Source organism: Pseudomonas sp. SYWMCR5 (genome assembly GCF_057197165.1).
On the sequence record NZ_JBXUNH010000009.1, the window covers coordinates 147,960 to 164,329 of the forward strand.

Sequence of the window (16,370 nt, forward strand, 5' to 3'; positions counted from 1 at the left end):
CACGTCCCAGCGGGATACCGCCTGCATTTCAGGTATGGAGCAGCTCGCGTACCTTGGCGATCATTCTGTCCATGTCGAACGGCTTGTCGAACACCGCCTCGAACAACCCCGGGCTGTCGCGCCCTTGGCTGGCCTGCGCGCCACTCATGAGAATGACCGGCAGGTCGACCAGCTCCAGTTCGTCGCGGATCGCCCGCGCCAACTCCTCGCCATTGAGCACCGGCATCATGTAGTCGGTGATCACCAGGTCCACCCGCTTGTCCCTCAGGGCCTCGAGCGCCTTGCGCCCGTTGCTGGCCTTTTCTACCAGAAACCCCTCATCCTCCAGGGCGAATCCGAGGATGTCGGCGATCAGGTATTCGTCATCGACGATCAGGATGGTGTTCATTGCACGGTACCGTCAGCGGTCCCCCTGGGGTACGGCCGTTCCCGACAGCACACCGCTGGCCCCCGCGAATGCGTTGCGCAGGGTAATGCCATCGGCGCCAATAGCCAGCTCGTGGAGTGCCGGATCATAGTGGCTGTCACGTACCTTGAGAATCGACAACACGCGCCGCAACTGCGAGTCCAGTTCGACAAAACGCATGAGGAACAGGTTGTCGACGATGCTCGAGAGGTCCGGCGCCGGCGAAGTGATTTCCGAGCCGAACAGGTCGCGCATCTCCCAGGTCAGCATCACGCTGACACCCCGCGCCCGCAGCTCGCCGGTCAGGGCCCGAAAGAAGCCATTGAGCCGCGCCTGATCGAAAGCGAGTCGCCCGAAGGCGCCCAGGCTGTCAATCACTACACGCCGCGCCCCCAAGGCTTGCACCTGCGCCAGCAAGCGTGCCCCAACCTGATCGAGAAGGCCCTCGGTGGTCGGCTGCCAACTGAGTCGCAAGGCACCCTGGCGTTCCATTTCGGCAAAATCGTAGCCCAGCGAAGCCGCCTTCAACCTCAGGCGCGCCGGCGGCTCATAGAAACCAAAATGCAGCGCTGGCGCCTCAGGCGTGGCCGCCGCAAGAAAGCCGAGCCCAAGGGATGACTTGCCCGCTCCCGATGGCCCCATGAGCAGGCTCACCGACCCTTCGGCCAGGCCGCCATCAAGCATCTCGTCCAACGCTTTCACACCCGTAGTGATACGCACCAGGGTGTCAGAACCCAGGTTGCTCGGGTGGCTGTACAACGCCTCCAGGCGCGGATAGACCTGCAGCCCCGCTTCGTTGATCAGGCATTCATGAACGCCAGACAACGCGCCGCTGCCTCGGGTCTTGCGCAACTGTATGTGACGCACGGCGCGGCTGCCCTCGAGCTGTTCGCCCAACTCGATGACGCCATCGACCATGGTGTGCTCTTGGCTGCCCTCATCGAGGCGGGCGCTGGTCAGCAGCAGCACCGTGCAGCCGGCAAAGGCCGCGTGCCCTTGCAGTTCGGCGACGAATTTCTTGGTATCGAGACTGGTTTCGGCCCGTGCCCGAGCATTGAGCAGGCCATCGACGATCAACAGGCTGGCCTGCTGCCTGGCGATCTCCTGGCGCAACAGACGCACCACCGCCTCCAGCCCTTCGTCCTGCAGCGTATCGAAGGCACTGACGAACTGGATCTGGTCACCCACCAGCGCCGGGTCGAAGAACTCCAGGGTCGAGAGGTACTTGAACAGACGCTCATGCGATTCGCTGAGCAGCGTCGCCACCAGCACCCGCCCACCGTCACGCACATGACCGCAGGCCAACTGGTTGGCGAGGATGGTCTTGCCCGCCCCGGGCGGCCCCTGGACGATGTAGGAAGCCCCTGCCACCAGGCCGCCCTTGAGCAGCGCGTCCAGACCTTCGATACCGGTCGCCAGTCGCTTGAGTGTTTCTACCATGACGTACTGTGCACCTCGTGTCTCAGGGTTCAGGCACATTCGATGAAATCGGCAGGTAAAGGCTCATGCACGTGCCCTCACCGACCGAACTTGCAACGCAGATCGCGCCATTGCTCTGCTTGGCAAAACCATAGACCTGACTCAGCCCCAGTCCGGTTCCCTTACCAAAGGCCTTGGTGGTGAAAAAAGGCTCGAATATCCGCGGCAGCACCTGCGCATCGATCCCGTGCCCGCTGTCCTGCACATCGAAACGCAGGAAACGCCCGTGCAACGCTTCCACCTCACCCGCCAGTTCGACGACTGCCACGTCCAGGCCGATTGCCCCGTTGCCGCTGATGGCATCACGGGCATTGAACAGCAAGTTGAGCAGGACCATCTGCAACTGTCCGGCATCCACTTCGATTTCCGGCAACTCCGGCGCCACGCGCACGTTCAGCTCGATGCCGTCAGGCAGGGCGTGCTCCGCCAGGCTACGGGTGGACGCAACCAACTCCTCAGGGGAGATTGTGCTGATGTCCAGTTGCCGATGGCGAGCGAAGCTGAGCAACTGGCCTGTCAATTGCGCGCCACGTTCCCCGGCATCGAGGATATGCTCGAGCAGGCGCTCTATCCGCTGCGGATCGCCACTGGCACGCGCCAGGCGCGCCGAACTGAGGATGATGGTCAGCAGGTTGTTGAAGTCATGGGCCAGACCACCGGTCAGTTGCCCCAGTGCTTCGAGCTTCTGCGCCTGGAACAGCTGTACCCGCATCGAGTCGAGCTGCAACGCCGAATCCCGTCGATCCGTGATATCGCGCGTCACCTTGGCCAGACCAATGATTTCGCCATGCTCATCGCGCACCACATCCAGCGCCGCCAGAGCCCAGAATTGCGTACCGTCCTTGCGCACCCGCCAGCCTTCGTCCTGTGCCACGCCCTGTTCCAGCGCCTGGCGCAACAGGCGTGCCGGGCGGCCGTCGGCGCAATCCTGTGGCGTGAAGAACAACGAGAAATGCCGACCGATCACCTCGTCGGCACAATAGCCCTTGATCCGCTCGGCCCCTGGGTTCCAGGACACGACGTGGCCGGTCGGATCGAGCATGTAGATGGCGTAATCCACCACCGCCTGCACCAGCTGTTCGTAGCGATTGGCGGTCATGAGCGGCGGGGCAGGACGATCGGTCGAAACCATGCGGGCTCCACGAGCACGACAAGAGGAACTGTAGAGGAGCTTAGTGCACGGCATCACTGTCGGATACATGGCGCAATGACAGCAAGCCGGGGATTACCCTATAGTACCCCAGCCCCCCACTTGTCATGGAACCTATATGGCCATCAATTTCCGTCTGCTGGGCCTGCAGGACGACCTACGCCACACCGCCCGGCAGATCGACCACCTGTGCCAGGCACTCGATGGCCATACCCGTTTTCTGCGCCACTCGGTGCATCAGGACGATGCCGCCGCCATGGGCGAACAGGTGCAGGAGCTTCGCGACAGCGCCGACGACATGCGCGAAATCGCCCAGTTGATTCGCCCCTGAACCGGCAGCGCGGTTGACTCACCTATAACGATGGGTTATAAAGCGCGCTTGATTGTGTTGCCCTTCAGCATTGAAGCGTGCCGGTCCCGGTGACCCGATCAAGTGTGCGAGTGTGGTGGAATTGGTATACACAGCAGACTTAAAATCTGTCGGCGCAAGCCTTGTGGGTTCGAGTCCCACCACTCGCACCATATTCCTCGTCCAAGGCGCCTGAACAGGCGCCTTTTTCGTTCGTGCAGCAAAGGCTTGCGCAGCTGCTAGAGTGGATGCTGACACTGTCCACCGGAGCACTGACATGCGCTACACCCTCTTCGACGGTCAACGCGATGCCATCATCTTTCTGGCGCGCATCCTCCTGATGATCCTCTTCGTCCTCTCTGGCTGGAGCAAACTGACCGGCTTCGAAGGCACCGTGGGCTATCTCGCCTCCCTGGGCGCCCCTGCCCCCACGGTCGCGGCGGCGGTCGCAGTGATCATAGAGTTCTTCGTCGCCATCCTCCTGATACTCGGTTTCTACACCCGGCCGCTGGCGTTGCTGTTCGCCCTGTTCGTGCTTGGCACGGCGCTGATCGGCCACCCGTTCTGGAACATGGTCGAGCCTGCGCGCGCAGCCAACATGACCCAGTTCTTCAAGAACATGAGCATCATCGGCGGGCTGCTGCTATTGGCTGTGACAGGCGCCGGACGCTTCTCGCTGGACCGGCGCTGACTCAGTCGTCAGGGTGGTCATGCCAGGCAGGATGGTCTTGCTCGTCATCGTCGAGATCATCCTGTAGCGCCTCGTCTTCCTCGATCTCATCCTCGGCGCCCTGGGCATCGGCCTCAGGGTCGAAGTCCTCGTAGAGAAATTCGTGATCGAGCAAGTGATCGTGCTCAGGTTCGGGGAGATCGTCTTCTTCGTGCATCGCGCAGCTCCGTGTTGGGGGGCCTGTATAGGCTTATCGGAAGTCGCGGTCAATCATTGAACCGGTTAACGCTCGCTTAACTGCGCAGGCCGTAATCTTGCGCTGCTCCCTTCAGAACGTCTTGCCCGCCGCCATGGCGGGCGTTTTTTTTGCCGCTCATGGATCAGCTGAAACTTGCGCCGCTCCTCCAGGTTCGCACTAGGTGTAGGACCTGTCTTTTTTGCAAGGAGAACAGCAATGGCCGTGAACATGGAAAACCTCATCATCACCACGTCCGTGCCCAAGTCACCCAGCAATCCGGTGGCGCTGGAACTGACCGGGGCCCAGGCCCTGGCCACCCTCACCCAGGTAATCGCCCGCCTCAGCGACGGCTCGATCCGCATGAGCGCTCCGACCCGCGGCGCGTCGAGCAAGAGCACCCACCGCACCCGCTGCGAGTGGAAGGAAGCGCGCTATTGGTCCCTGACCAGCGCCACCCGCCACAGCAATCATCAGCGCATGACCCTGGAAAAGGTCAATTCGGCGCAAAAAGTGGTGATTTCGCAGATGCACGTCAAGGACGACGACAGCCCTGTGATCAAGGTGTTCTGGAACAGGGGCAAGATCACCCTGGGGTTTCGCCAGGACTTCAACCAGCTCACGCCGCTGAGTAGCAACGTACTGGCCGACGTGCCGCTGAACACCCCATTCGAGATCAGCATCGAAGTCACCAGCGCCGGTGCGGCAACGCTCAGCGCCACCTGCAACGGGCGCACGGGCAGCACCGGCGTCCTACAGATGACCCAGAGCTGGAACGTCCGCGCCTTCAATTTCCATGGCGGCGTGTATAACCAGGTGGACTACAGCGACTCCACCGCCGCCGAAGACGGCTCGGTGTGCGTGATCAGCCGACTGGAACTCAGCCACATCTAGAAACAGTCTGTCGACATGCCTTTCACGAAATGCTGACATTCACAGGGGCATAGTGACCTGGCTTCGATACGTTCTTGAACCCGCCCAAATGGCGGGTTTTTCTTTTTCTGCGTCACGCCGCTAACTGCTTCAGGCTAAACCTTCCCCGACGAAAAGCGCATGGCAGGCTGTGCCCTAATGGGTTCGCCCAGCGTCCCCAAGCGCGTACTTGCACAAGAACGGAAGCGACAGACAAACATGCACGCACGGACAGTCATCGGCATCGCCCTCCTGACCACCGTCAGCCATATGGCCAATGCCAACGAAAACGCCAATCCTTTCGAAGTGGCGCTGATGCTTACAACCCTGGCACCGACCATTGTTTTCGCCGGCACCAGTGCACTCACCTCCGATGGCGCCGACGCCATGAAATCGTCCAAGGACGATGCACTCGCCTTCATCGGCTCCGACGGCGCCATTCGCGGAGCTCGCTTCGAACAGGCACGCCGTGAATACCGCGCCAGCGCCACACCCCCCTTCATGAGCGACCGACAACTGGCGCTGGCGATCACCGCCACCTATTGATCAGCTCTCAACGCAGGGGGATGTAGATATCCGTCTGCCATTGCTCGAGCGGCGTCTGCGGATACACGCTCAAGTACTCGAAGTACAGCGGATGGTCGCGCAGTTCCTCACCACTGCCCGGCAACCAGTCGCGATAGACCGGATAGATAGTCTCGCCAATGGCATGCGGCGAGCCGACATGACGCACCACCGCACAACGCCCGGCAGGGATGATGAGCTCTCGCACCGCTTCGTCACCAGGCACCAGCGGCTGATTGATCTCGCCACAGATGGCAAAGCGAAAATCCTGCGCTGGTGTGGTGTCGGGGTTGCCGTATGGGATGCCGAATGTGCGACTGCTCTCCACCGGCGACTGGCCCGTGCGCTTGCGCCAATCGATGAAGCGCCCGACCGTCTGGTCCAGCAATGCCGGTGCACCATGGTGCTCCAGCGCTACAACCTTGACCTCGACAAAGTCCACGATCCGAACTTGCATGACGATACTCCTGGAAAAATGAGGAATGGCAAATACCGCATTCCACAGCTGCCAGCTCGGCGCCTGGCGAAAGGTGCTCGGCGACATGCCAAAGGCCCGGCGAAACGCACGGCTGAACGCCTCGGGGCTTTCGAAGCCGGCGTCCAACGCAGCGTCCAGTACCGAATGGCTGTCATCCCCCGCCAGTCGTTGCCCAGCCCGACGCAGTCGCATCAGCTGCACGTATCGCGCGACGGGCACGCCGACGTACGCAGTGAACTGCCGATGGAAGTGAAAGGTCGAGAAGTTCGCGATCTCGCTCAGGGTATTCACCGACAGGTCACCTTCGAGATTGGCCTGGATATGGGTGAGCACCGCTTCGAAGCGCTTGGCGTAGATCGCGTTGGGAGGTGTGCAGGACATTGGTGGCAAGGCCCAGTGGTTACGGTGAGGCAAGGATCGTCGATGCTCGGAAAGCGTACCTAGCCGGGTTTGCTCAATGCATCCGGCGATGAGTATCCAACCACGCCGGGCATGGCTAGCAATGCGAGCAGTATTTCATGTATCCCCCTTTGAGAGAGCACTGTGGGGGCGTAGTGTCGCCAGATGCAAAAAGCCCAGCGCGGAGCTGGGCTTCGTGGTTGACCTCAAGGGTCATGCCCTGGCTGCAATCTTCCTGGGCGCACCCTCCATCGCAATCCTCCTGGCGCGTCCCACACCCCATGCAAGAGCGCGGGTCATCGACTCTCCAGGACGTTCATCGTAGGCCTCTTCAAGAAGCCTGGCGCCTGAAGACGAGTAAACGCCGATGAAAAGCTGCGTGCCCCCTATTCGAGACAGCCTCGCCTGAACATCGATCACGGTTCCGTCATCCAGCGCCTCTACGTGATCGCGGTGATGCAGGGTCGGGTCGGCCCAGCCCCAAAACACCTCTCCTCTGATAATCATGTCGGCCTCCTTCGACATACGCGTTTATGTAGGTGACGTACCCACATTAGCGCTGCCTCCGGCGACATCCATAAAATAGGCGTCAAAATCCGTCGCAGTCTGACAGGCGGCCCTGAATCTTGTACGCCAGCGACGACCATGTATAAGAAACAGGTTTCTAGCCCACAAATAAGCTCCCGAAGGTCCGATGCCGTTAGAACACAGTTCGCCCTAACGCCAGGTGGACGCGTCTACAGACTGAGCCTCACGGCAGACTGCCCCTGAGCCAGGGCGAGTGGGTACAAATTGGAACTTGCTGTGGATTCAAGCGCTCTCAACATCGTACTCACGCACCTCGGCGATAACCCATGAGCAAGCCCGTTTTCCCCCATCCCTTTCTAGCGATTGGCTGCTCCCAATGTCGCGACCTTGCGAGCCTGGGTTTCGACATTACGATGGCCTTCCAGCCCATCATTCACGTTCCTTCAGGTAGGCCGTTTGCCTATGAGGCATTGGTTCGCAGTCCAAGCGGTGAAAGCGCTGCGCAAATCCTGGCCAAGGTGTCGCCCAATAATCTGTACCGTTTCGATCAGGCCTGTCGAGTGAAGGCCATCGAGCAAGCGGCAGCACTAGGACTGGGACGGCATGCGGACTGTAAATTGAGCATCAACTTTCTGCCCAACGCCGTCTACCGTGCCAGTACCTGTATCCGAGCTACCCTGGAAGCCACCCGGACATTCGATTTCCCTGCCAATCAGCTCATGTTCGAAGTGACCGAAGGTGAGCGGATCGACGATACCGAGCACTTGAAAGCAATCTTCAAGGAATACGGCCGACAGGGCTTCACCACTGCGATAGATGACTTCGGCTCGGGTTACTCAGGCTTGAATCTCCTCGCAGAATTTCAGCCAGACGTACTGAAGCTGGATATGGCACTCACGCGGAGAATCAGCCAGGATCCGGTTCGGCAAGCCATCGTCGCAGGTATCGTTCTGGTAGCCGAACGGCTGGGCATCACGCTGATCGCCGAGGGGATCGAGACAGATGCAGAGTGCCAAGCATTGGCAGCATTGGGGATTGATTTGATGCAAGGATTTCTCTTCGCTCGACCACAGGTAAATGCACTGCCATTGGTCGAACGACTTTCTTAGTTTGACCTGCTTGTAGCAGAAGGCATTCAGCGCAGCCCAACCCCGAGCCTTCGAGGCTCGAGGGTTGGTAATGCCATCTAGCGGACCTGAGAGAGCCGGATGCGATAGCAAACGGCTTTTACCTGAATGCGGTTCGGCCCAAAGCAGCGGCCTGAAAGCTGTGCGCGTCAATCATGCTCAGCCGTTCTGACTCTGCACGTACTGTTCGACCATTACCTTTCCTTCGATAACTGCTTCAAACGGGGAGGAGAATGGGCGATTCACACGCATGGTGCGCGCCGTAGTGCCTGGTCTCCCTACTTCAACCAGCATCCCAGTGGGAAAATCAAGGCTAGCCTCCCACAGCACGTAGATAGATGCCTGATACCCAAGGTAGGTGTGCTCGTACAGGTTATGGCTTATGGACTGAAGGCTCATCATTTTCTCCAATTGTGCGCCTCAAATGCGCCTCCGATGCAGATACGACCGATGGCTTTTCAAGAGCGTTCCGTTTTCCAGCATCCTTATCTGGAAGTACGTGAAGGCCTGCGTCCAGAGGGTTTAACTTCAAGGCCGGTAGGCGCAGGCGAAAAGCTCTCGGTGATCCAGTCCAGGGCGCGCTGCCGCCCCCACGCCATGGCAGCAGTCATGGTCTGACGCAATCTCCCTCTCTCACAAACTTTTTCAACTGCCGCGATATGGCCTTCTGTTGCGGGTCCGCTGTAGCGCATGCCCCATGCCTTTTGTTTCGGAACTCTTGGCTTTTTGGGCCCATAAAGAAAAACCCCGCAGACGTTAATCTGCGGGGCTTTCGAATGGTGGAGGCCGAGGTCGGAATCGAACCGGCGTAGACGGATTTGCAATCCGCCCTGCATTTCCTTGAATTTCAGTAGCTTACCAGCCTTTCAGTTCCGCATAGAAGCTTTTTTAACAACGTTGCAGCCCTTTAAAATCAAGGGGCATACCAGGAGTTGCGGAATTGATTTTCGAGCCTGATCAGCGCTTTTCAAGACCGCAGCGTAAAACCAGAACCCATGTCGCTTGTGTGGCTGAAGCGTGCGGCCATGGTGTTTTCCTCTTGGGTAGAAACGAAAAAGCCCGCACGCGGCGGGCTTGATGGATAAATAGGGTCTTGCAGTGGTATCACCCCGGAAGGCATTGGGCTACTGGATGTTGCACAATCCTTTTTGCAGGACGTCCTCAGCGTTTACATTAGGCCAGCCTGGGAATGTCATTGTTTGTGAGCGATTGGAAATGACCGCATTCGCCAAGAACGGGTGCGCTTTCTTAACAACCGCAATCGCGTTTGAGTAATCATCTTTTCCGTAGAGACACATAAATAGCGAGTTAGCGTGAAAACTGCCAATATATGCTACCTCACCAGGCTTTACGGTGAACTCAAGTTTCTTGTTTTGCTTCACACTCAGACCGTCATAATAGGTGTAGTACCAGTGCGTCAACTCATATGTGCCTGCAGGCACTTCGTATACAAAGCTATTTCCCAGCACATTACTCTTTAGTATGTCGTCGCCAGTGACTTCATTTTTCCGCCCTAGCGTATCAAGAGATATACGGGTATCCACCGCATCTTTATTAGGGTCTTGATATTTCAGCATAACTTTAAGCCCATGGGGCTGCGTGAGGAAAGCTTCGGAAACAAAGCCGACAATTACAGCCTTATTAGGATCGAGAGGCTTAGTTTCGTCCGCACGCTGAATTAAATTTAAATTGCTCGCGCAAGCACCAAGCACCATAAAACTCAAGAGCAAAAACATCCTTACCAACATCTAAAGGTCCTTATTCGCTTAACTGGTCCGACCCAGTGTATTTAGTTTTAAAGAGACGGCCTTATGGTACGGTGCCGAGCTCAGCGGCATGTTGCCTTAGATACCAGAAATAGAAAACACTTAACGTGCTACTAAGGCGCGCCTTTGCAGGCGAGCTTGAGACCCAAAATCCCGGAAATCGCTTGGCTCCTTGCTACTCCCTTGCGCGGGAGAGAACTTATGAGTCAGCTACGCCGCGGTAGGTGAAGCTGGCCGGGACCGTGTAGGTCGCCGACTCGGTGATGGCTGGGCCCTGTCCAACCGGTTCGGTGACCAGGCCCTCGAAGCCGTTGCGGCTGAGTTCCGAGTCCACGCGGAAGAGGCTCGAAAGCTCATCGACCAGGCTCTCGGCGGTAGCCAGTGGCTGGCCAGCCGGGCAGACGATGCTCACTTGGTAAACGCCAGAGTACTCGTAGGCATCGCCGCCCAAGTAGCGGCACGTGGTTCCCGCCGGCAATTGGAACGCCTGCAGATACGTTTCGTCAGCCCCGGCCTCGAATCCTTGCTCGAAGTTCGCGACCCGGATCGGGCGCGCCGTGGCCCAGGCCATCAGCTTGATCTCGATGACCTGTCGGGCGAGTGCCTGGCTCATACCTGGTTGTTCCTGATGGCTTGATCGACGATCGCTTGGAATTTGGCCAGGGTCACCCGGACCATGCCATTCGGTGCCTGAGTTGAGTGGCCATATCGGCCGCATTGGCCGCGACGCAGAACTGCGCTACACCCCGAACGGCGACCCCGTGTGCAACTTGGCAATCGCCTGCGACTACGGCCGCAAGGGGCAGGATGGCAAGCGCCCCACGCAGTGGGTGGATGCCACGCTCTGGGGCAAGCAGGCCGAGTCCATGGCCCAGTACCTGGTCAAAGGCCAACAGGTTCACTTCACCATCGACGACGCACACGTCGAGGTTTTCACCAAGTCCGATCAGACGCAGGGGGTGAAGCTCACTGGCCGGGTGATCATCATCAAGTTCGCCGGCAGCCCGCCGCAGCAATCGCAGAGCAGCCAGCAGGCACAGCAGCCACGCCAGCAACAGCGCGCTCAGCAGCGGCCGCCCGCCCAGCAGCAGAACCAACAGGGCGGCAATGGCCCGGACTACGAAAGCTTCGACGACGATATCCCGTTCGCCCCACTCCACCACCTGCTAGGTGCATAGCCATGAGCGATTGCGGCGAGCATCCCAGCGTCTACTACCTTGGCCGGGAATGTCGCCGCAACGGAGGCGGCAAACTGGCCAACCCATTCGCTTCTCACACGTTCCACGGCTCATGGTTCCTTGCCGGCTGGAACGACATGGACATGGAAATTGAACAGAAAAATCCGAAGCGCGCTGCAAAGAACAAGGCGGCGTGAGCAGTTCAACCTACCGCCCAGCGGATTGAAGGAGGTGCCGTATGGCGATGTCTCAGAAGGACCGCGACGAGAAGCGCCGCGCCAAGGCCGAGCGCCTGCAGGAAGAAGACCTGCGCTTGAAGGTTCGACCAGGGACTAAGCAGGCCCTGCTGGAGCTGATGGAGTGGGCCGGGATCGAGGAACAGGGCGAGGCGATGATGCTGATGATTCATCACGTCGAGGCGCTCGGGCATCACGCGCTGTTCAGGATTGCGCGCCACGAAATCGAAGGTCACCGAGTTGTGGCGCGGACTGAGTCGCTGCGGCTGTCAGCCAGGAAGCGAACCGGGCAGCACCTGCGAGCGATATGCGGGTGGGCTGACGCCACCTACAGCCAGATGATCGAGGCACTGATCCACGGCATTCACGCCCTAGGCCGACTGCACGCGGCGAAGTTTCTCACCCCGCCGCGTCATGAAATCAGCATATCGCCGCGCTTGGCCCTGGCCTTCGATATGAAGAGCATGCTTATGATTCAGCAGGATCCGGGCGACGAGGTCATCAGTCCAGCCTTTTAACCGTTGCCGCGTTCATACCAATCCGCTGCGCTCTCAACGGCCATGCTCTCTGCCTGTTCCAGGCTATCGAAGGGTCCCTTGATATCGTCAATCCATTTTTCGCCCGAATCCGTATTGACGAAGACTTTCATGGCAACCGGGATTGGATCTTTCGGCTCTCCCCACACAGGATGAGCAAGCACTTGCTTTCCGTCACCCTTCCCACCTTTGATAGTGATGAACTTCGCACGAGGACGATCGATTCCAAGCTGCATACACGCTCCTTGACCCGGTCCCATGCCGGTCACCCGTAATACCCCATCCCAAACCAAATTGCCACCATGCCGCAGACAGCGACCGCGCGCAGCGCGTGCATGGAGGTATCAATCAGGAAGGCTCTAGATCCTCCCTGGCCTCCAGTCCTGCGAGACGGCCCCGAGCGGTGACCTTGGTTTGGACGACCTTCGCTAGGTCAAGAAAGTACCGGCCTTTACTAAAGTCTTCCAACGTCAGCACGGTACTTGCCCCCATGAGCGTATGCGCGGTTATCAAGTTTTTCCCGATATGTCGCCCAAGAAGAAGGGTGAAGCGAATACCCAGCAAATTGAATATATGCGCCCTTCCGCCTTGTACTTTCTTAGATACAGGCAGGCTGAACATGCCACCCAGATCGCCTGAGTCCACCTCGATAAAAAAGAAAGCACCCAACGGCCGATCGCCTCCGAGTAGATAACTACGGATCTTTTCCGAGTATTCAGCGCCAAGCGCTTTACGATAAGGATCACCTCCCCTAGCCCATCTCCACACATGTGCCCTCCAGAAGATGCTGAAAGCCGTGAACTCGAGAGCAAACAGGTCAGAGGGTGCGAGCGAGCCGGGACTGAAAATGGATATACGCTCGTCACTGGCAACCGGTTGAGTTGCCAAGAGCTGATCACGAAGTGGAAATACGCCGTGCTTGTTCCAGAGGCGGGAGACAGGGGTTTCTCCTAGTCTGCTTAGCCTTTGTTCGCACGCTAGACATAGCAGATGGATCCTGATCTGCGTATCACCGAAGTTTGCGGAGCCAGCTCCGACGTCAATTTTCACGGGTGAGCGCCCATATTGTGGGTCCTGAGACGCCGCATATTTATATGCCGATTTGGGCAGCAAATGGCTATCCTGCAACTCGCCATGTTCAAGGCATAACTCGCAAACCCCATTTCTATCGATCTTGCTGACCATCTCCAAATGCTCCTCCTAAACCTTCGGCGGCACCGTCACCGCCTCTTGACCTACGCCTAATTTACCGCCTACCCGGCGAGGGCGGCGCCTGCCCTGGAGAGAACGTTGAAGACTTTCGGTAACATCACCGCGAACGAAGGTCTACTATATCCCGCCGTGGTGCCAGAAGATCGGCTCTGGATAGACCAGAACGGGCACACCGAGTCGACTTCGGCACGTTAATCCGGATCCAATGATCCTTCCTAAGTAATTTCACCAACATCTTTTTTAATCTCACACCAAGTGTCATGAAGCTTGATTCTGAGCAAATCTTTAAAATTATTGATACTTTTAATTGCCGGCTGCGCGTCATCACCAGAATTCATAGCCAAAATTATTTTTGAAGTCTCATTTTCCGTATTTCTTAAAATTTTGGAATCCTCTTCCTCACCCGTTAACAGCAAATCGAACTTCGCCCCCAAAGCCATTAGCTTTAGATACCCTTCATAGTGCGCTTTCGAGGTGCGAAAATTCGGATCCTTTTGCGTCTTTACAGCCATATCAAGCATTACTATTAAGTATTCAGACGCACACACCCTCAAATCAGTCATCCACTGACTTCGAAAGTTACTCAAATTTGCTTTAATTTGAGTCTTCTGAACCCTCATAGTTAACCATGCAGCAATAAGTGCAACAACCACACCAGCAATTGATGGTGAAAGACCAGCCCAATCAGTATCGGAATCCGTATGAATATACAAAGGCTCCGCCTTTGAACCGACACTAGCCTGATATTTATTGTCGTTACTTAGGCGGTTCCCGTCATAACTAATCCCTTGCGTGCTCAACTCGAATTTTTCAAACAATTCCATAGCGCCCCCTTTTTTTGCGTAGGATGATACAGCAAATAGCCATCATTTATTGACCAGCTGCAGCAGCCTCGAAGCTGACAGTCGCCTGAACCCGCTGGGCTGCCCCCCCCCCCCCCCCGATACCCAAATCCCACTTCAACGAAACACGCCACCCCGGCGAGAGCGGCGTCTGCAATGGAGATTGCCATGAACCCCTATCAGATCACTGGGCCCGCGCAGATCGGTGTCAGTGGTGGCCGCACTAGCGGACACATGCTCTGGAAAATTCTGGAGGCCCACGGCGGCAAGCTACCGGCAGATGTGCACGCGTTCTTTCAAAACACCGGCAAGGAGCGCGAGGAGACGCTGGTCTTCATCGACGCCATGGCCAAGCACTGGGGCGTCAACATCGTCTGGATGGAGTGGTGCCGGGTGTACGGCCAGCCGGACGACGCACCCTGGTACAAGATCGTCGACTTCGAGACGGCCAGCCGCAACGGCGAACCGTTCACGATGATGCTCGAGTATTGCCAGGCCTACCGAAAGGTAGAAAAGAACTTGCCGGCCGTGCTGCCGAACTTCAGCAACAACATGTGCACCGCATACCTGAAGGTGAAGATCGGCGAGAAGCACATGCGGGCCTTGGGCTATGACGAGTGGGATTGCATCGTCGGCATCCGCTACGACGAGCCCCGCCGCTACAGCCGGATGATGACAGCCAATGAGCGAGGCAATGCACGCTGGGACAACGTGTGCCCATCCTACGTCGCCGGTATCATCAAGGATGACGTAGCAGCTTTCTGGGCCGACCAGCCTTTCGACCTGGGCATGGATTCGGACTACGGCAATTGCGACCTGTGCTGGAAGAAGAACGAGGCGAAGCTGATCAGGACCATCCAAGAAGACCCATCCAGGGTGATCTGGTGGTCTGGCACCGAAGAACGTTTTGGCCAGGTGTTCCGACAAGATCGCCCCAACTACCGAGCATTGGCCTGGTCAGCAGATCAGCGCGCAAGACAAACCGACTTCGACTTCGATTACCAGGCCGAAGACATCGACTGCTTCTGCGGCGATTAATCAGAGCGCGTCCTCTGAAATACGTATTAGCTCAGACTCTAAATGCTCCTCATGAAGCACACGACAATAAGAGCAGACGTACTCTTCGATTTCCTTAAAGCCTCCACTCATAGGCGGAAGCTCAAGTAGACTTGGTCCGAAATTATTAAAATATGGATAAATCCCATGAATATAAACACGATCAGGCATCGCTGACCGGAAGTCCTTCCAGTAGTACCTTCTGTAAATTTCAGCGTCATCGAATGCAATCGGCTCAAGTGGGGGGTTTATTCGTTTCGTACACTTGCGACCTCATTTGCCCTGGAGTAACGTCCGGTGACTTGACCCCCTGCGGAACCGGCAGACGAGATCTTATTAGTCCGACAAGATCGCGCTTGGCCCGTAGCACACGGACAACATCAGGTTCGGAGTGCCCACCTGATTTCATCCATTCAGGTATCTTCGATGCTACATGGGCCCCGAAGCCGACGGCATCCTTGAGATAACTGAGGTCTTTAGCTAACTGGGGAGTTAGCTCGGCAACGGGTATTTGTGACAGCTGGTCAATCAAGGCCTGCCAATCACGGTTACGATGAAAAGTTTCGTACCGCATCATTTCTCGTCTTTCGCGTACAGGGCAATAAAATGCTCCGCTCAACAAATGAAGCGATTCAACTGCATCATCAGATAAAACTCGAAGTATCTCTGCAAGCGATTTCTGCCTGCTTTCTAGCGCTTTCTTAGAATGCAGGATAGGGAAATATGCGGCAACGATGATTGCTAAAATAGAGCCGAATGCTTGCACCCAACTGGCTATCTCAGAGCTATTTAGTCCATAAGTTCTTATTGCTAATCCTGTGACGAATAGGAAAGCCAGAAATAGCACCACGTTTTGCACGGAACACCAGGGCTTGAATAGACTTTTCCCGTAGTCGTTTAACATTTTCGTCCCTTCCTTTAACTGGTCGCATCATACGCGACGAGGTATCCCATGCCCACAGAAAACCGATCCAGCAACACCGATCACCCCGGAACGTAGGGCATGAAGTCACCGAGCAGCTCGCGAGCGGCAGGCACGGCGTACTCGAGCAGCTCCAAAGGGACATCACGTTCGAATAGCGTCACTTCAAACTTGAGCGTCTCATCGTTTCGGAAAATCTCGAAGATGATTTGGTCGCCGCGCGAGCACTCAAGGCCCAAACCATCGTGCCCTTCGGTGACGCTTGAGGCTCGGCAAAAAGCGTACTCAATTCCATGAACTATCACCGGGTGTCCTCCTGAAAAGG

The 16,370-nt window shown here is 57.2% G+C and carries 22 protein-coding genes and 1 tRNA gene; 10 read left to right on the plus strand and 13 right to left on the minus strand.

Going from position 1 to position 16,370, the window contains the following annotated elements; genetic code table 11:
* Window positions 1–28: 28 nt before the first annotated feature.
* Genes AC2CGW_RS21475 through AC2CGW_RS21485 form a run of 3 tightly spaced genes read right to left on the minus strand, consistent with a single transcriptional unit; the run spans window position 29 to window position 3,017 of the window.
* Complete coding sequence (locus AC2CGW_RS21475; RefSeq protein WP_186669030.1) at window positions 29–388, minus strand: response regulator; 360 nt, start codon at window positions 386–388, stop codon at window positions 29–31.
* Between the two features lie 12 nt (window positions 389–400).
* Window positions 401–1,846: an ATPase domain-containing protein gene (locus AC2CGW_RS21480; RefSeq protein ID WP_484574565.1), complete on the minus strand. Its 1,446-nt coding sequence runs from the start codon at window positions 1,844–1,846 to the stop codon at window positions 401–403.
* Between the two features lie 22 nt (window positions 1,847–1,868).
* Complete coding sequence (locus AC2CGW_RS21485; protein ID WP_484574566.1) at window positions 1,869–3,017, minus strand: two-component system sensor histidine kinase NtrB; 1,149 nt, start codon at window positions 3,015–3,017, stop codon at window positions 1,869–1,871.
* A gap of 136 nt (window positions 3,018–3,153) precedes the next feature.
* Here AC2CGW_RS21485 and AC2CGW_RS21490 point away from each other — a divergent pair, with 136 nt between their 5' ends.
* The 3 genes from AC2CGW_RS21490 to AC2CGW_RS21500 all read left to right on the plus strand — a co-directional run bounded on the left by AC2CGW_RS21490 (window position 3,154) and on the right by AC2CGW_RS21500 (window position 4,075).
* Window positions 3,154–3,366, plus strand: coding sequence for a hypothetical protein (locus tag AC2CGW_RS21490; protein WP_186669027.1), 213 nt, complete (start codon window positions 3,154–3,156; stop codon window positions 3,364–3,366).
* Window positions 3,367–3,472: 106 nt separating this feature from the next.
* Window positions 3,473–3,557: transfer RNA gene (locus AC2CGW_RS21495), tRNA-Leu, on the plus strand.
* Window positions 3,558–3,661: 104 nt separating this feature from the next.
* Window positions 3,662–4,075, plus strand: a complete 414-nt coding sequence (locus tag AC2CGW_RS21500) for a DoxX family protein (protein ID WP_186711585.1) — start codon at window positions 3,662–3,664, stop codon at window positions 4,073–4,075.
* Window position 4,076: 1 nt separating this feature from the next.
* On the opposite strand, the gene AC2CGW_RS21505 is transcribed toward AC2CGW_RS21500, so the two are convergent.
* The gene (locus tag AC2CGW_RS21505; RefSeq protein WP_054892098.1) at window positions 4,077–4,271 is read right to left on the minus strand and encodes a hypothetical protein; all 195 of its coding nucleotides are present in this window, start codon (window positions 4,269–4,271) and stop codon (window positions 4,077–4,079) included.
* Between the two features lie 237 nt (window positions 4,272–4,508).
* Here AC2CGW_RS21505 and AC2CGW_RS21510 point away from each other — a divergent pair, with 237 nt between their 5' ends.
* On the plus strand, window positions 4,509–5,183 hold the full coding sequence (locus AC2CGW_RS21510) for a polysaccharide lyase family 7 protein (protein ID WP_484574567.1): 675 nt from the start codon (window positions 4,509–4,511) through the stop codon (window positions 5,181–5,183).
* 237 nt (window positions 5,184–5,420) lie between these two features.
* The gene (locus AC2CGW_RS21515) at window positions 5,421–5,747 is read left to right on the plus strand and encodes a DUF2388 domain-containing protein (protein ID WP_186669020.1); all 327 of its coding nucleotides are present in this window, start codon (window positions 5,421–5,423) and stop codon (window positions 5,745–5,747) included.
* Window positions 5,748–5,754: 7 nt separating this feature from the next.
* Here the strand turns inward: AC2CGW_RS21515 and AC2CGW_RS21520 are convergent, their stop codons facing one another.
* Window positions 5,755–6,624 carry an AraC family transcriptional regulator gene (locus AC2CGW_RS21520; RefSeq protein WP_484574568.1) on the minus strand — a complete coding sequence of 290 codons (870 nt, stop codon included), beginning with the start codon at window positions 6,622–6,624 and terminating at the stop codon, window positions 5,755–5,757.
* Between the two features lie 231 nt (window positions 6,625–6,855).
* Window positions 6,856–7,149 (minus strand): hypothetical protein, encoded by a 294-nt coding sequence (locus AC2CGW_RS21525; RefSeq protein ID WP_054892102.1) that lies wholly within the window; start codon window positions 7,147–7,149, stop codon window positions 6,856–6,858.
* 347 nt (window positions 7,150–7,496) lie between these two features.
* Between AC2CGW_RS21525 and AC2CGW_RS21530 the strand changes: the two genes are divergently transcribed.
* Entirely contained in the window at window positions 7,497–8,279 is a 783-nt protein-coding gene (locus AC2CGW_RS21530) for an EAL domain-containing protein (protein ID WP_484574569.1), read from the plus strand.
* A 1,142-nt stretch (window positions 8,280–9,421) separates the two neighbouring features.
* Here the strand turns inward: AC2CGW_RS21530 and AC2CGW_RS21535 are convergent.
* Window positions 9,422–10,045 carry a hypothetical protein gene (locus AC2CGW_RS21535; RefSeq protein WP_186722248.1) on the minus strand — a complete coding sequence of 208 codons (624 nt, stop codon included), beginning with the start codon at window positions 10,043–10,045 and terminating at the stop codon, window positions 9,422–9,424.
* Window positions 10,046–10,262: 217 nt separating this feature from the next.
* The gene (locus tag AC2CGW_RS21540) at window positions 10,263–10,676 is read right to left on the minus strand and encodes a phage tail terminator-like protein (protein WP_186722250.1); all 414 of its coding nucleotides are present in this window, start codon (window positions 10,674–10,676) and stop codon (window positions 10,263–10,265) included.
* 73 nt (window positions 10,677–10,749) lie between these two features.
* On the opposite strand from AC2CGW_RS21540, the gene ssb reads away from it, so the two are divergent.
* From ssb to AC2CGW_RS21555, 3 genes are read left to right on the plus strand one after another with little or no spacing between them, the layout of a single operon-like run.
* Window positions 10,750–11,241: a single-stranded DNA-binding protein gene (ssb, locus tag AC2CGW_RS21545; RefSeq protein ID WP_186722252.1), complete on the plus strand. Its 492-nt coding sequence runs from the start codon at window positions 10,750–10,752 to the stop codon at window positions 11,239–11,241.
* A gap of 2 nt (window positions 11,242–11,243) precedes the next feature.
* Window positions 11,244–11,438: a hypothetical protein gene (locus AC2CGW_RS21550; RefSeq protein ID WP_186720886.1), complete on the plus strand. Its 195-nt coding sequence runs from the start codon at window positions 11,244–11,246 to the stop codon at window positions 11,436–11,438.
* A gap of 41 nt (window positions 11,439–11,479) precedes the next feature.
* A complete protein-coding gene (locus AC2CGW_RS21555) occupies window positions 11,480–11,995 on the plus strand; it encodes a hypothetical protein (protein ID WP_186722254.1) in 516 nt (171 codons plus the stop codon).
* Here AC2CGW_RS21555 and AC2CGW_RS21560 read toward each other — a convergent pair.
* The 3 genes from AC2CGW_RS21560 to AC2CGW_RS21570 form a co-directional block, all read right to left on the minus strand.
* Window positions 11,992–12,249: a hypothetical protein gene (locus tag AC2CGW_RS21560; protein WP_186722256.1), complete on the minus strand. Its 258-nt coding sequence runs from the start codon at window positions 12,247–12,249 to the stop codon at window positions 11,992–11,994. The two genes, AC2CGW_RS21555 and AC2CGW_RS21560, sit on opposite strands and share 4 nt — an antisense overlap.
* A 112-nt stretch (window positions 12,250–12,361) precedes the next feature.
* On the minus strand, window positions 12,362–13,198 hold the full coding sequence (locus AC2CGW_RS21565) for a hypothetical protein (RefSeq protein ID WP_186722258.1): 837 nt from the start codon (window positions 13,196–13,198) through the stop codon (window positions 12,362–12,364).
* 242 nt (window positions 13,199–13,440) lie between these two features.
* Complete coding sequence (locus AC2CGW_RS21570) at window positions 13,441–14,049, minus strand: hypothetical protein (RefSeq protein WP_186722260.1); 609 nt, start codon at window positions 14,047–14,049, stop codon at window positions 13,441–13,443.
* Window positions 14,050–14,223: 174 nt separating this feature from the next.
* Between AC2CGW_RS21570 and AC2CGW_RS21575 the strand changes: the two genes are divergently transcribed.
* A complete protein-coding gene (locus AC2CGW_RS21575; RefSeq protein WP_484574570.1) occupies window positions 14,224–15,105 on the plus strand; it encodes an adenine nucleotide alpha hydrolase family protein in 882 nt (293 codons plus the stop codon).
* 253 nt (window positions 15,106–15,358) lie between these two features.
* Here the strand turns inward: AC2CGW_RS21575 and AC2CGW_RS21580 are convergent, their stop codons facing one another.
* Window positions 15,359–16,027, minus strand: coding sequence for a hypothetical protein (locus AC2CGW_RS21580; RefSeq protein ID WP_484574571.1), 669 nt, complete (start codon window positions 16,025–16,027; stop codon window positions 15,359–15,361).
* An 80-nt stretch (window positions 16,028–16,107) separates the two neighbouring features.
* Window positions 16,108–16,350 (minus strand): hypothetical protein, encoded by a 243-nt coding sequence (locus AC2CGW_RS21585; protein ID WP_186722264.1) that lies wholly within the window; start codon window positions 16,348–16,350, stop codon window positions 16,108–16,110.
* Window positions 16,351–16,370: the final 20 nt, after the last annotated feature.

Excerpts from the sequence above, each read along its gene's own strand:
- AC2CGW_RS21475 (WP_186669030.1), bottom strand. The coding sequence starts at position 388 with ATGAACACCATCCTGATCGTCGATGACGAATACCTGATCGCCGACATC.
- AC2CGW_RS21480 (WP_484574565.1), bottom strand. The coding sequence starts at position 1,846 with ATGGTAGAAACACTCAAGCGACTGGCGACCGGTATCGAAGGTCTGGAC.
- AC2CGW_RS21485 (WP_484574566.1), bottom strand. The coding sequence starts at position 3,017 with ATGGTTTCGACCGATCGTCCTGCCCCGCCGCTCATGACCGCCAATCGC.
- AC2CGW_RS21490 (WP_186669027.1), top strand. The coding sequence starts at position 3,154 with ATGGCCATCAATTTCCGTCTGCTGGGCCTGCAGGACGACCTACGCCAC.
- AC2CGW_RS21500 (WP_186711585.1), top strand. The coding sequence starts at position 3,662 with ATGCGCTACACCCTCTTCGACGGTCAACGCGATGCCATCATCTTTCTG.
- AC2CGW_RS21505 (WP_054892098.1), bottom strand. The coding sequence starts at position 4,271 with ATGCACGAAGAAGACGATCTCCCCGAACCTGAGCACGATCACTTGCTC.
- AC2CGW_RS21510 (WP_484574567.1), top strand. The coding sequence starts at position 4,509 with ATGGCCGTGAACATGGAAAACCTCATCATCACCACGTCCGTGCCCAAG.
- AC2CGW_RS21515 (WP_186669020.1), top strand. The coding sequence starts at position 5,421 with ATGCACGCACGGACAGTCATCGGCATCGCCCTCCTGACCACCGTCAGC.
- AC2CGW_RS21520 (WP_484574568.1), bottom strand. The coding sequence starts at position 6,624 with ATGTCCTGCACACCTCCCAACGCGATCTACGCCAAGCGCTTCGAAGCG.
- AC2CGW_RS21525 (WP_054892102.1), bottom strand. The coding sequence starts at position 7,149 with ATGATTATCAGAGGAGAGGTGTTTTGGGGCTGGGCCGACCCGACCCTG.
- AC2CGW_RS21530 (WP_484574569.1), top strand. The coding sequence starts at position 7,497 with ATGAGCAAGCCCGTTTTCCCCCATCCCTTTCTAGCGATTGGCTGCTCC.
- AC2CGW_RS21535 (WP_186722248.1), bottom strand. The coding sequence starts at position 10,045 with ATGTTGGTAAGGATGTTTTTGCTCTTGAGTTTTATGGTGCTTGGTGCT.
- AC2CGW_RS21540 (WP_186722250.1), bottom strand. The coding sequence starts at position 10,676 with ATGAGCCAGGCACTCGCCCGACAGGTCATCGAGATCAAGCTGATGGCC.
- AC2CGW_RS21550 (WP_186720886.1), top strand. The coding sequence starts at position 11,244 with ATGAGCGATTGCGGCGAGCATCCCAGCGTCTACTACCTTGGCCGGGAA.
- AC2CGW_RS21555 (WP_186722254.1), top strand. The coding sequence starts at position 11,480 with ATGGCGATGTCTCAGAAGGACCGCGACGAGAAGCGCCGCGCCAAGGCC.
- AC2CGW_RS21560 (WP_186722256.1), bottom strand. The coding sequence starts at position 12,249 with ATGCAGCTTGGAATCGATCGTCCTCGTGCGAAGTTCATCACTATCAAA.
- AC2CGW_RS21565 (WP_186722258.1), bottom strand. The coding sequence starts at position 13,198 with ATGGTCAGCAAGATCGATAGAAATGGGGTTTGCGAGTTATGCCTTGAA.
- AC2CGW_RS21570 (WP_186722260.1), bottom strand. The coding sequence starts at position 14,049 with ATGGAATTGTTTGAAAAATTCGAGTTGAGCACGCAAGGGATTAGTTAT.
- AC2CGW_RS21575 (WP_484574570.1), top strand. The coding sequence starts at position 14,224 with ATGGAGATTGCCATGAACCCCTATCAGATCACTGGGCCCGCGCAGATC.
- AC2CGW_RS21580 (WP_484574571.1), bottom strand. The coding sequence starts at position 16,027 with ATGTTAAACGACTACGGGAAAAGTCTATTCAAGCCCTGGTGTTCCGTG.